An 11,865-nucleotide genomic window follows, 5' to 3' on the forward strand; every position below is an offset into this window, starting at 1 on the left:
GTTGTCGACTTCTACCTCACATCTGCGTTCGGTTGCCACCGCCCCGCCACAGCCGAACCCCCTCTAGATCCACCCCCCCCCGGCCCCCCTCGACGGGAACCATGCCGTGTCCGCCCGGAAGACCGGCACCGCACGCCGGTTGAGTTCCTCGATCACCAGATCGGCGGTCGGATCGAACGTCCCCGTGACGACGAGGACGGTGCCGGAGTCGGGCATGTCAGTCGTTGCTGCTTCCGGGGTCGTCCGGCGCGTCCATCTGCCCGGACGGCTGCGTCGGCCCGTACGTCTTGGGCGGATTGCTGGTCATGTAGACGCCGGGCGGCATGCCGGCATAGCTGCACGTCTGCGTCTCCTCGTCGTACACGACCTCGGAGGCCAGGACGCCCCCGCTCCCCGTGACCCCGCTCAGGAAACGGAACGCGAACAGCCTCTCCGCCCCGCCCACTTCGTCCAGCACCGGCAATGTCGCGGTGGACATGGATCTCCCTCTCCTTCTGCTCACTTCATGCGGTGAGCGGGATTCAAGGTAGAGCCGAATCCGATGGGAAGTCAGGAGGTTTCACGTTGCCGCAAGAACTCGTCCCGGATGGTGGCGAGCATCTCCCGCATGGGCTCGCCTTCAAGGGAAAGCTGCTCAAATCTCCCGAACCGCGCCAGGTAGAGGTCCAGATCCTTGGGGTCCGTGGTGGAGACCTCGGCGTGTGGGATCTCCACGATGACCAGCCGGTTGTCATAGACGATGAAGGATGACGAGCTGACCTCGGTCATCCGCGCCGACAGTGGGACGATTCCGATGCGCACGTTCGGAAGTCGGGACAGCGTGACGATCCTGTCGATCTGGAGTGCCATTTCCACGGGCGAGACGATCAGCCAACGAAGGACCGACTCCGTGATCAGGTAGTGAAAGCGCTTCTCGGGATCGAACAGCACCGCCTGCCGTTCGAGCCGCGCGGCTATCGTGCGCGACAGGACATCGGAGGTGAGCCCCTTGGGGCTCAGGACGGCCCGCACGTATTCCGGAGTCTGACAGAGCCCGGGGACGCAGGACGGCTGGAAGACACGCTGGATCGCCGTCTCCGCCTCGACGGCCCGGATGCTGTCCTGGTGATGGTGAAGTCCCGTTCGCCGGAGGAAGCGCCAGGCCACGACCTCAGTCGCCTCGCGGCGGGCTATCTCGACCAGGTCGGACCGCACGGCGTCGGGAACGCCGATGGCGGTGAGGATCCGGTCGACGTCGATGGTGGTCGGCTTGGCCTTGCCCGTCTCGATCCTGCTCAGTTTGGAAGGAGACATGGCTGCGCTGCGGGCGACTGCTTTGGCCTCCTTTCCGGCGGCCTGTCGCAGTTCCCGCAGCGTGCTGCCGATGTCGCTTCTCACGCGCTCCCGTGCCGCTCCCACCAGGACTCGAACGGCTCGGCATGGCTCAGAGCCGTATCCCTGAGGGCGATCCACTTCTCAGGGCCGGGCTCCTCCTCGGCCCCGGTGAACACACCGCCGTCGGCGTACGCCATCGAGACGACGGACGACTCGTCGAACATCCAGAAGTCCGGCGTACCGGCCAGCGGGTTCGGCTTGTCGGTGACATCCAGGATGAAGAACTCCTCGCCGGCGGTGGCGTTCTTCCGGTAGCCCCACCCGAGTTCGAACCGGAGGTACGGAGTGAGCGGCCGCGAGAGGACGTGCACGCGGTACATGCGCCGTCCGGCGGACGTGTTCCGCCGGACCTGCTCCAGCCAGGGGGCGTTGTAGTCCTGCGGCTGAGGTTCGCCCGCGAGAAAGGCGCGGTAGGCGTCGAAGTTGCCGGAGCCGCTGTAGTCGTCCAGCATTTCGAGGCGGAAGGCCTCCCGCTGGAAGCTGTCGAACAAGGCGCCGAAGGCGTCAGGAGAGATGGTCACGGGCAACCCTCACCAGCAGGTCGATCGGAATGCGAACCGCCGTCTCGGTCTCCGGCAGGCTCATGGCGGCCAGCGCCTCGGGATCGTCCACCTTGAACCCCTGCACCACGAGCTCGCCGGTGTCGGTGGAATAGACAGTGGGGCACGGCCCGTGGTCGCACGAGCTGTCGAGCAGTGTCAGTTTCACTGAAGCTCCCTCGTTTGCGGACGGCGTCAATCTTCCCGATCCCAACCATGGTGCGGCAAGGGGCTGCTGTTGCGACAACGCGAAATCGGGTCGAGGCAGGGTCACAGCCGTGGCTGCTGCCAGTACTCGGCAAAGGGGACGGCATGGAACTCGGCGATCTCCCGGTAGCGGAGGTACTCGGGGGTGGCCTCTGCGGGGAGCTTCGCGGCTCCGATGAACTTCAGCGGCGAGGTGAGGACGTGGACACGGGCCACCGTCTTGCCGTGGTCCGTCATGGACCGGACCCACGGGTTGTCGGTCCACTCGGGCGGCGTGGGGTCGCCGGCGAGGAAGGCCTCGAACTCCTCCCGCTCCTCCTCGACGTCGTAGAGGTCCAGCGTCTCCAGTCGGAACGCGGTGTGCTGGAAGCTCTCGAAGAGTCGGCCGAATTCAGTTCCGTCGAGCACGGAAGTAGTCCTCCAGGATGTTCACGGGCACACGGACGACGGTCTCACCTTCGGGCAGGCCGATCTGGGCGAGCTGTTCGGGGTCGGTGACCACGTAGCCCTGCACGAGAAAGGCGGTCTCGTCCTCCGTTCCCCACAGCGTCGGGCAGGTGCCGCTCTTGCAGTTCGAGTCACCGGACAGTTTGCGCAGAGCCACTGGTCCTCCTCGTTCCGTTGTCGAGGTCGATACTTCAGGCTCGCCCCGCCGGCAGGCAAGGGCATCCGCTTTCCACTACAGGAAAGGGCGGAGGAACACCGGAGCAGGAAGTCGGCCTGGCCGACTTCCTACGCAGATCCGGCTCGGCCTGCCCCCGCACGTCGTCACGGACGATCTGCTCGCCGCCGTACTCGGTGCCGAACGGGGCGACGATCACCGCGCCCGGGGCCGACTGCTCCAGCCACGCCGGAGGAATCTCCAGCACGGAGCAGGTGGCGATGATCCGGTCGTACGGGCCGCGCTCGGCCTACCCGTCCCGGCCGTCGCCCACGACCACGGTGGGTCCGAGCCCGGCGGCGTCCAGGTCATGATGGCAGGCCCGTTGGACCCGGGACTCCCTCAGTAGTCATTGCCCGGGCTGGTCGGACAGCTCCTTGACCTTCTCCGCGTACTCGTCCCAGATCGTGCGGGAGGAGGCGAAGTCGACCCGTTGGAGGACGCTCCCCATCTCCGCCGTGCTCGCGTTCGCGATCTCCTCGGCCGCCGTCTTGTAGTCCCCCGCGAAGTTGCCGAGCGAACCGATGAGCCGGGCGAGTGAGTTGCCGGCGTCCCTGGCGTGGTTCACGGCGTCGTCGACCGCCTCCGACTGCTGGCCGGTGACCTTTTCGACCTCGGCGCGGACCTCGGCGGCGTAGCTCAGCAGTTCCGCTCGGGCGCACGCGGCCTCCGGCTTCTTGGCGAGGTTCTCGTGGTCCTTCGCATCCCGCTCCGCGTCGGCCTTGAACACCTCCTGGAGTTTGACGATGCGGTCGGCCAGATCCCGGTACTGCGCGGTGCGGTCCGCGATGTCCTCTTTCCATTCGGTCCATTCCTGCGGGGGTTGCAGGAGGGTGTGCAGGGAGAGAAGCGCCTTGGTGAGGCGGTCACGGGTCGGCTGGGTGAGCGTCCCCTTCTTCACCTCCTCGACCACGTCGGCCAGCGCGTCCGCCGCGGTCCGGTACTGGGCGGTGACGGCCGGGACGGCGTCCACCACGGACTTGATGACCTTCTGAGCGCTGCCGGCGTTTTCCGCGTCCAGGTCCGTCATCTGGGTGAGCAGATCCCGCAGGACCGACAGGTGCCCCTGGAACTGGAACCACGGGTTGTCCTCGAAGACCTGACCGTCTTCGTTGGTGCAGACGATGTTTCGCCTGATGTCGGGGTGCGCGAGGTTCCTCAGCAGGTTGTCCTTGAGCTGCTCGGCGAATTTCTGGTAGGCGCCGACGGTCGTCACCGTCGCCTTCGCCTCGTCGAGGTTCCAGTCGTACGTGGTGTCGGGTGGCATCTCATGTCCTCGGGTTTCGGGGGAATCGGGGCGGCTCTCACGGCGCGCCGGGCCGGGACGGTGCCGTGTCCCGGTGGACGACCGGGACACGGCGGGGACTGCGGGGACCGCAGGGGCCTCGGTCCGGGTGGGTGCGGCCCGGGACCCTGGCAGCCGTCTTCCTAGTCCACGAGTTCGGCGCCGAACTCCGTCCGGGAGGGCGAGACCAGGGAATTCCCCGTGAACCACTCCGTGGCGTCGACCACGCTCTTCCACTCCTCCTCCGCCTGCTTGAGTTTGAGATTGGTGGCGATCTTGTTCTTGTTGCCGAGGGCCTCGTCGTCCAGTTTGGCGATCTGGGCGATCGAGTTGCTCGTGTTCTGCCACTTCCCGAGGATGGTGTCGAGGTGGGTCTGGAAGCTGCTGGTGTACCCCGTGAGAGGAGTCACCTGGGTGCGCAGACCGTCGAGGTCGGTGAGGAGCTTGACCTTCTTGAACTCCTCGTCCTCCATGGCTTTCACCTTCACGAGGAGCTTGTTGTACTTCGCCCTGAGGATCGCGGCGTAGATGCCCAGGCCGATCGCGGTGAGCACGCCGATGAGCCCGCCCGCCGTGGAGCAGCAGGCCGCGATCATGTACTTCTTCCAGCTCTTGTACGTGGCATCGGCCTCCTCCTGGAAGTCCTTCGCCTCCTGCTTGCACTTGTCCCGGGCGGCTACCGCGTGCTTGTAGATCTTCCCCTCCTTGGCGACATAGAGCGTGAGCTTGTCGTTCTGAGTGCGGAAGTCTCCGGAGAACGCCGCGAGATTCTGGATGATGCCCTTGAGGTCTGCCATCAGCTGGTCGATCAGCTTCTTGAGACCGTTCTTCGGCCCGACCAGCAGGTCCCTTACGTTCTCGGCGTTCTGCTTGATCGCTCCCTGGCCGTCGTCCATGGCGTCCGGGAGGTCGTGACAGAAGCTGTGGAACGTCTTCGCCGTATTCCGGATCCGATAGGCCATCCAGATGTTCTGCCCGTAGACCTCGCTCGGCGGGGTGTCGCCTGTGAGGTAGTCTCCGCCCTTGCTGATCTTGTCGATGATGGCGACCGGGTCCCCGAAGCGATTCGACAGCTTCTGAATCTCGGTCACGGCTGCGATGAAGTCCTTGATCTCCTGCTCGTCGTCCTTGTCGATCGCGCCGTACATGCTGGTGTAGTTGCTCGTGTTCGCGATTCTCATCTTCAGGATGGAGGTGACGAACACCTGGATGTGCAGCCACTCCTCGCCGAACAGGGCGTAGGTGAAGTCCGGCTGCTTGGGGTCCTGCTTCTTGGTGGGGTCGGCTTTGAGAAGCAGTGCGTCCGTCGGGGGCAGCAACGTTTCGGTGGCCATGTGATGTCTCCGTTCTGAGCGCGGGAGGGCTCGGCGGTGAGGACTGCCGGCTCACTTGGCGCTGAGGGGAAGTCCCCACGGCGCGAAGGTGGGGGCGACAAGGGCGCTCTGGGTGAAAGCCTCGGCAGCGGCCGCGAGCTTCTCCCAGTCCTGGGCACCGGACGTGAGATCGAGCGCGTCGTCGAGTCGTGCGGGATCACCCAGCACGTCGTCGGGGAGCGCGGAGGCGCTCCTGAGGGCGGCCGACACCTTGTCCCAGGCCGTGGCCATGTCGGCCGCGCGCTGGCGCAGGGCGGCCAGCGCGTCGGGCAGCGCCTTCGCCTGGTGGTCGAAGCCGCCGAGGTCCGCCGCCAGGCACGCCTTGTCCCCGACCTCGTCGTCGGCCACGTTCACGGCGTCCTGCAGCGACGTGTACGTCGTGCGCGCCACGACCGCCCGATCCTTGGGGGCCGGGCCGTCGAGCTTGGCGACTCCCACCGGGACGCCGCAGTTCACGACACACACGTCGAGGGTCTGCTCCGGCTGAGCGCCTCGGTAGCCCAGCCACTCCGTCCACGCCGCCTCTGCGGCACCGTCGAAGGCGGCGGCCTGGTTCTCGACCTCCTTGCGTGCCTCCTTCGCGCTCGCGTACGTCTTGGAGCCCTTCCCCAGGTGGTCCGTGAGCGGCTTCTGGACGACCACGAAGGTCATCACCATCTGCTCGGCCTTGAGCGCCAGGCCACTGAAGTCCTTCTTCTGCTCGGCACTCAGCGAGGCGAGGCCGCCGGCCCCCGTGAACGCCTGCCGAACGGCGGCGGCGTTCTCCTTGTGCTTCTGGGGCTGATCATTGAGCATCTTCAGGAGGTTCTGGGCCGTGGAGGCGAAGGTACTCGCGGCGGAGCCAGCCCGGTGGGCCGCCCACACCGCCTGTGCGTAGAACTCGGGAGGCGGGTCCTTCTTCAGCAGGTAGTCACCGTCCTCGGCGAGCTTCTTGGTCAGCGTGACGGGGTCTCCGTAGGCGTCGAGGAACTTCCCCGCGTCGGTGACGGCCGACACGAGCTTCTTGTGCTCGTCGGCGTCCGTGATCTTCCCGTAGGCGCGCTTGAAGTCCTCGTCCTTCAGCGGGAACTTGATGAGCCCGCTGACGAACACGGGGCCGCGCAGCCACGCCTCGCCAGCCGTGCCGTAGGTGCCCGCGCTGCTGAAAAGAGCCTTCGGCGGGCCGTATGGGATCTTCATGGGACTCCCTTGGTCGATTGAATGATCACGTGACCGCACTGGGGGCATCCGACGATCGGTTCCGCCGCGCAGGAGGTTGGCCCCACTGGGCCTTGTTGATCCGAGGCCACATCAAGGTGGCGCGCGCACGGCCGGCCCGCGAGACAGCAGGTGCGATCGAGGGCCGTGAGGCGGTCACATCCACCATAGATACGGGCAGCATCGTTCGCACACTGACCGATGGGGGCGCAAACCCGGCCCAGGAAAGGCCGCCCTAGCGACTACGGCCCGTGATTTCAGGGCGGCGCCGACACGCAAAGTGGCCGTCCACCGGGAGTGGACGGCCACAGGGGGTGAATGCGGAGGGGTCAGACGGATTGGGCGAATTCGAGGAAGGACTGCCAGGCGGCCGGGGAGAAGGTGAGGTGGGGGCCGGACTTGTCCTTGGAGTCGCGGACGAGGACGGCGGACGTCGTCTCGGCGACCTCGACGCACTCGCCGCCGTCGGGTCCGCTGTGGCTGCTCTTGCGCCAGCCGACCTCGACGCAGTTTCCGCCCTCGTTGCCGCTGTAGCTGCTCTTGAACCACACCAGTTCGCTGCTCATGGCTCTCCCTCAAGTAAGGGTGCTGTGGCGCGCGTTCAGGATACGGAGCGGCGCGCCGGGAGGCCATGCCACAACCCCCACAGAGAGGGAGCGGCGCCCACACAGAAAGCGGCCGTCCACCGGTGGGTGGACGGCCGCGGTGCTCCGAGCGGGGAGACTGGTCGTCAGACCGACTGCGCGAACTCGACGAAGGCCCCCCAGGCCTCCGGCGAGAAGGTGAGGTGGGGACCCGACTTGTCCTTCGAGTCACGCACCAGCACGGAGGACATCGCCTCGGCGACCTCGACGCACTCCCCACCCTCGGCACCGCTGTAGCTGCTCTTGAACCACACCAGTTCGCTGCTCATCGCTCTCCCAGAATCTTCTCGATCAACGACAGGGACTCCTGCGGAGTGCACGCCTGGGCCCTGAGGGTGCCGTACCGCGCGTTCATGATACGAACCTCCTCCTGATCCGTGATCAGCCTACTGCTGGTCTGCACCTCGATATAGGCCATCTGCGGGCGGTTCTTCGGGGTGATCAGGATGAACGGGCCATCCACACCAGCGTGCTCGGTACGGTCCAACGCGAGCACCTGAATCACCATGCCTCGGGCACTCCCGATCTCCAGCAGGTGGCGCAGCTGCGCCTCGTGCACGCTCCAGCCGCCCAACGGTCGACGAAGCACGCTCTCGTCAATCACCCAGCTGAACACCGCGCGGGGCCACCTCGTCAAGATCTCCTGGCGCGCCATGCGGGCCGCGACTCGCGTCTCGATGATCTCTTCAGGGAGGATCGGCTGACGCATCGAGAAGACGGCGCGCGCGTGGTCCTCGGTCTGGAGGAGCCCCGGCACGCCGTACAGGCTGACGCAGTGAAGCTCCTGAGCCACCGACTCCAGCCCCGCGTACCCCCGGAACCACTCCGGGTGCCGCACACGGGCCTTGGCCTTCGCCTGCTCGATGTCGTCCGCGACGACGAGCAGCAGCCCGCCAGCGTCCAGCACCCTCTCCGCCGCCTCCAGCAGCTCCCGCTGCGGGGTCCGCTTCCCCTGCTCAACCGCGCCGATCAGGCTCTCGGTGTAGCCGACCAGCTTGGCGAACTCCTTCTGCGTCAGGCCCGCCCGCTCGCGCAGCAGCTTGATCTGCTTGCCGATCGCCCGCAGGAAGTCCGACACCTCGGACAGGTCCTCGTCGAGCTGCGGGCGCGCAACGTCGCCGCTGTCTCCGCCGGTTCCCTTAACTTCGGTCATGACGACCTCCCGATTTTCCGGTCACGGCCAACCGCCGTCACGTGACACTTTCCGCACACACACAGGCACTCACCGTGCCCACCGGATGCATCGTCAGCGTAAGCCCGGGGGGGCAGGCTTTTCCCCATGAAGTCCGAAATTCCCCTCGACGAACCGGAGTCGCGCGCCCACACCGCGCTCCTCACTTCCACCCCCAAGGGAGCCGCCATCGGGCGGCGGATCGCCAGGCGGCAGTTGACCGAATGGGCGCTCAACTCCCTTTGGCCGGAGGCGTTTCAGCACGCGTTGATCATCGTCGCCGAACTGGCCGCCAACGCCTCCACCCACGGGCGCACGCCGGGGCGCGGGTTCGAGCTGCACCTCTCGCTCACCACCACGCGCCGGGCGCACACCACCGTGCTCCGCATCGAGGTGTCGGACTGCCGAGGGGACCGCCGGCCCGTCCTGCCGGCGGCCGCCTGCTCGCCGGACTCCCAGTCGGGGCGCGGGCTCACCCTCGTCGACGCGCTCGCCGACCGCTGGGGCACCCTGCCCCGGGACCCCAACGCCAAGACGGTCTGGGCCGAACTCGACCTGCCCGCCGCCGAGTTCAAGAACCCATCCGACGACTCCTCCCCCACCGACGATGTCGCTGCCTGACCGGACCCAGCCGCCCACCCCGCACAGCCCGGCCGCCGCCGCCGCGGCCTACACCGTCCTCCCCTTCGTCCTCCTCCTCGCGCTGGTCGTCTGGATCTACCCCGTCCTCAAGCACCACCACGGCCTGCACCCCGAACCCCCGGTCGCCACGGCGACCGCGACCTCCGAAGCCCCCAACCCCTGACCGCCGCACGGGAAGTCGGCCCGGCCGACTTCCCACTCCCCGACCGCTTCACTCGATCGAATGACCTTCCGGAGCGTTCCTTTGCCCGACCCGTCCCACTCGCGGTGGGGTGGGCCGGAGGGGCCGACGGCCGGTCCCTCGACGAGGAGTCATGCCGACGAGGACGCCGGCCTCCACCCGACATCTCCGTCAAGACGACAAGAGCCTCAGCGAGAAGGGCGGACACACCCGATGAGCCTGGAATCCGGTCTCTACACGATCCACAACGGCGAGGACCCGGTCGGCCGCGCCCTGCACGAGACGCGGGACCTCTCGCCCAAGGCGGTCTTCAACCGGACGGACGACCCGGAAGCCGTCTGGGTCGTCGAAGCGCTGCCCAACGGCCGCTACAAGCTGTACGCCAAGGGCGCCCCGACCGCCGTCGAGAACAGCGCGCCCGCCGGGCCGGTGGTCGCCCTCCTCATCCAGCAGGCGGACGCGGAGGAGTGGGAACTCGCCACCGTCGACCGGGCCGGGGGGACGTACCGGGTGGTGTCCTCGCAGGGGGCGGTGTGGCTCGTCACGGAGCCCGGCGAGCACGGGCAGATCCAGACCCTCCCCATCCCCGGCGACGACGCGGGCGCCACCGTGTTCACCTTCAAGAGGGTCGACCGGTAGCTCCCGATCGGCCCCGGACCAGGGCGGGAGGCCGATCCGTCCGACTTCCCAACCTGCGCCCACCGACCACCGGGCGTGGGCACGCACAGGAAGTCGGCTCCGCCGACTTCCTACTGCGCCCGGTAGGTGGCCAGGTACTCCAGCGCGGCGGTGAACGCGGTCACCATGTCGTCCAGGTCGACGGTGTCCCGCAGGACCACCGAGCTTCCATGCCCGCCGCCCTCGTAACCGTAGTAACGGTGGTGCCCGCGGCCCGACTTCTTGGTCTTGAAGCCGTCGCCGTCCGGGTCGGCCACCAGGTCCCGCAGGGCCGGGCCCGCGTGCCGGACGAAGCTGTGGCGGGCGAGCCAGGCCTGCTGCCGGTCCGCGAGCGCTCCGTTGGCCGCCGCGGTCTGCTCCGGGGTCTCGACCATGATCCGGATCTCGAAGGGGCTGTCCGTGCCGCGCATCGGCACCAGGCGCTGGATTTCGGCGACGACGTAGCCGTCGTCGGTCTCCCTCCAGGCGCAGATGTTCGCGACCCCCGCCCGCGAGCGCTGCCGGGTCGCGAAGACCGTGCCCGCAGGAGCCGCCGCCTCGGCGAGGCTCGCCAGCCGCCGCAGCCGGAGGGCGTCGCCGACGACGAGTGAGGCCCGGTTCGCCGGGCCGGTCACCTCGGCCTCCAGCTCGGCGAACTGCCGGAGCGCCCGGACGGAGAGGAGCCGGGCGAGGTCGTCGGACGAACGTCCCCATGCGGCAAGGAGATCGGCCAGGGTGAGACGGCGGGACCAGGCGGCCGGCACACCGGGGACGGGGTCGTGGTTGGGGCCGACCAGGTGGCGATCGGCCTCGGCTATGCCCTCGGTCTCCGCCCAGGCGTCGTAGGCGGCGAACTGTTCGCCGTGCACCCCGGCGCCGAGCTTCACCTCCAGAAGCGCGCGCACGGCGCCGTCGAGCAGGACCACGAGGTCCGCCCGACCCGCCGGAGCGCCCCCGTGCGCCGCGACCCGGACCTCGCGCCGGACGGTGATCGCGCCCGGCTCCAGGCACAGGGCCGATCCGAGCGGCCCGGGATCCAGCTCGGCGAGGAAGCACAGCAGGTCCGACCAGTCGTCTTCGGTGCGCAGCAGGCGCGTCAGTCCGTAGGCCACGTCCGGACGTTACACGGTCCGGATCTTGCGGCGACGAACGGCCGTGCCTAAGGTGCCGATATATCGGTTCGATACATCGGGCCGATACATCGCGACACGGGGAGCCGCAGTGAACCGGATCGACCAGGAGCACGAACGCCTGAGCTCGTCCTTCGGCACGGCGGCTGGCGCGTACGCCGAGCACCGTCCGGACTACGCCCACGCGGCCGTGCGCTGGGCCCTCGAACCCGCGCCCGGCCCGCGGGTGCTCGACCTCGGCGCCGGGACCGGCAAGCTCACGGGCACGCTGCTCGCGCTCGGCATCGACGTCGTGGCCGTCGAGCCCGACGCGGCGATGCTGGCCGAGCTGCGGCGCGAACTGCCCTCCGTGCGCGCCCTGTCCGGCAGTGCGGAATCGATTCCGCTCCCGGACGGGTCGGTCGACGCCGTCGTCTCCGGCAACGCCATGCACTGGTTCGACATGGAGGTCGCGGGGCCGGAGATCGCCCGGGTCCTCGCCCCCGGCGGGGTGCTCGCGGGGCTGTGGAACGTCTTCGACGACGGGGAGGAGTGGGTGGCCGGGCTCGCCCGCGTCACCGGCAGCGCGGCGATCGGCCCGCGCGACGTCCCCGCGAGCTGGCGTGTCGGGACGGCGGCGATGCACCTGCCCGAGTCCGGTGCGGACAGCCCGTTCGACGCCGCGCGGCAGGCGGAGTTCCCGCACGGCCAGCGCCGGACCGCCGACTCCCTCAGAGGGCGTTCGATAGGGGAATCCCCCCAACTGTCCGGCTTCCATTGGCGCGGCACGGACTCGGTTCCAGGATCTCGTAGCGGCCGGGCCCG

At 68.2% G+C, this 11,865-nt stretch carries 17 protein-coding genes and 1 pseudogene; 4 read left to right on the plus strand and 14 right to left on the minus strand.

Annotated elements, in window-relative coordinates:
* Positions 1 to 217 precede the first annotated feature (217 nt).
* From ABT093_RS39605 to ABT093_RS39665, 13 genes and pseudogenes are all read right to left on the minus strand, one after another.
* Entirely contained in the window at positions 218 to 478 is a 261-nt protein-coding gene (locus tag ABT093_RS39605) for a hypothetical protein (RefSeq protein WP_350572356.1), read from the minus strand.
* Between the two features lie 71 nt (positions 479 to 549).
* Positions 550 to 1,377, minus strand: a complete 828-nt coding sequence (locus ABT093_RS39610) for a helix-turn-helix domain-containing protein (protein ID WP_350572357.1) — start codon at positions 1,375 to 1,377, stop codon at positions 550 to 552.
* Complete coding sequence (locus ABT093_RS39615; RefSeq protein WP_350572358.1) at positions 1,374 to 1,895, minus strand: DUF6879 family protein; 522 nt, start codon at positions 1,893 to 1,895, stop codon at positions 1,374 to 1,376. Before ABT093_RS39615 ends, ABT093_RS39610 begins: the two co-directional genes overlap by 4 nt.
* Complete coding sequence (locus ABT093_RS39620) at positions 1,879 to 2,082, minus strand: hypothetical protein (RefSeq protein WP_350572359.1); 204 nt, start codon at positions 2,080 to 2,082, stop codon at positions 1,879 to 1,881. The genes ABT093_RS39615 and ABT093_RS39620 overlap by 17 nt, the downstream gene beginning before the upstream one ends.
* A gap of 101 nt (positions 2,083 to 2,183) precedes the next feature.
* A complete protein-coding gene (locus tag ABT093_RS39625) occupies positions 2,184 to 2,528 on the minus strand; it encodes a DUF6879 family protein (RefSeq protein WP_350572360.1) in 345 nt (114 codons plus the stop codon).
* On the minus strand, positions 2,512 to 2,724 hold the full coding sequence (locus tag ABT093_RS39630) for a hypothetical protein (protein WP_350572361.1): 213 nt from the start codon (positions 2,722 to 2,724) through the stop codon (positions 2,512 to 2,514). The genes ABT093_RS39625 and ABT093_RS39630 overlap by 17 nt, the downstream gene beginning before the upstream one ends.
* Before the next feature lie 34 nt (positions 2,725 to 2,758).
* Positions 2,759 to 3,016 (minus strand): annotated as a pseudogene (locus ABT093_RS39635) (hypothetical protein); the annotation flags it as partial.
* A gap of 114 nt (positions 3,017 to 3,130) precedes the next feature.
* The gene (locus ABT093_RS39640) at positions 3,131 to 4,048 is read right to left on the minus strand and encodes a hypothetical protein (protein WP_350572362.1); all 918 of its coding nucleotides are present in this window, start codon (positions 4,046 to 4,048) and stop codon (positions 3,131 to 3,133) included.
* Positions 4,049 to 4,209: 161 nt separating this feature from the next.
* Complete coding sequence (locus ABT093_RS39645; protein ID WP_350572363.1) at positions 4,210 to 5,400, minus strand: hypothetical protein; 1,191 nt, start codon at positions 5,398 to 5,400, stop codon at positions 4,210 to 4,212.
* 51 nt (positions 5,401 to 5,451) lie between these two features.
* Positions 5,452 to 6,618, minus strand: coding sequence for a hypothetical protein (locus ABT093_RS39650; RefSeq protein WP_350572364.1), 1,167 nt, complete (start codon positions 6,616 to 6,618; stop codon positions 5,452 to 5,454).
* A gap of 347 nt (positions 6,619 to 6,965) precedes the next feature.
* Complete coding sequence (locus ABT093_RS39655) at positions 6,966 to 7,202, minus strand: DUF397 domain-containing protein (RefSeq protein ID WP_350572365.1); 237 nt, start codon at positions 7,200 to 7,202, stop codon at positions 6,966 to 6,968.
* A 164-nt stretch (positions 7,203 to 7,366) separates the two neighbouring features.
* Positions 7,367 to 7,549, minus strand: coding sequence for a DUF397 domain-containing protein (locus ABT093_RS39660; RefSeq protein ID WP_350572366.1), 183 nt, complete (start codon positions 7,547 to 7,549; stop codon positions 7,367 to 7,369).
* The gene (locus ABT093_RS39665) at positions 7,546 to 8,433 is read right to left on the minus strand and encodes a helix-turn-helix domain-containing protein (protein ID WP_350572367.1); all 888 of its coding nucleotides are present in this window, start codon (positions 8,431 to 8,433) and stop codon (positions 7,546 to 7,548) included. Before ABT093_RS39665 ends, ABT093_RS39660 begins: the two co-directional genes overlap by 4 nt.
* Before the next feature lie 126 nt (positions 8,434 to 8,559).
* Between ABT093_RS39665 and ABT093_RS39670 the strand changes: the two genes are divergently transcribed.
* The 3 genes from ABT093_RS39670 to ABT093_RS39680 all read left to right on the plus strand — a co-directional run bounded on the left by ABT093_RS39670 (position 8,560) and on the right by ABT093_RS39680 (position 9,913).
* A complete protein-coding gene (locus tag ABT093_RS39670; RefSeq protein ID WP_350572368.1) occupies positions 8,560 to 9,072 on the plus strand; it encodes an ATP-binding protein in 513 nt (170 codons plus the stop codon).
* Positions 9,059 to 9,256 carry a hypothetical protein gene (locus tag ABT093_RS39675; RefSeq protein WP_350572369.1) on the plus strand — a complete coding sequence of 66 codons (198 nt, stop codon included), beginning with the start codon at positions 9,059 to 9,061 and terminating at the stop codon, positions 9,254 to 9,256. Before ABT093_RS39670 ends, ABT093_RS39675 begins: the two co-directional genes overlap by 14 nt.
* Positions 9,257 to 9,487: 231 nt before the next feature.
* Positions 9,488 to 9,913, plus strand: a complete 426-nt coding sequence (locus ABT093_RS39680) for an I66 family serine proteinase inhibitor (RefSeq protein WP_350572370.1) — start codon at positions 9,488 to 9,490, stop codon at positions 9,911 to 9,913.
* Between the two features lie 110 nt (positions 9,914 to 10,023).
* Here ABT093_RS39680 and ABT093_RS39685 read toward each other — a convergent pair whose 3' ends face one another.
* A complete protein-coding gene (locus ABT093_RS39685) occupies positions 10,024 to 11,043 on the minus strand; it encodes a hypothetical protein (protein WP_350572371.1) in 1,020 nt (339 codons plus the stop codon).
* 109 nt (positions 11,044 to 11,152) lie between these two features.
* Between ABT093_RS39685 and ABT093_RS39690 the strand changes: the two genes are divergently transcribed.
* Positions 11,153 to 11,865 (plus strand): class I SAM-dependent methyltransferase (locus ABT093_RS39690; RefSeq protein WP_350572372.1); only part of this gene is annotated, 713 nt, incomplete at its 3' end.

The sequence above is a fragment of the Kitasatospora sp. NPDC002551 genome, from assembly GCF_040296005.1.
Lineage (GTDB): Bacteria > Actinomycetota > Actinomycetes > Streptomycetales > Streptomycetaceae > Kitasatospora.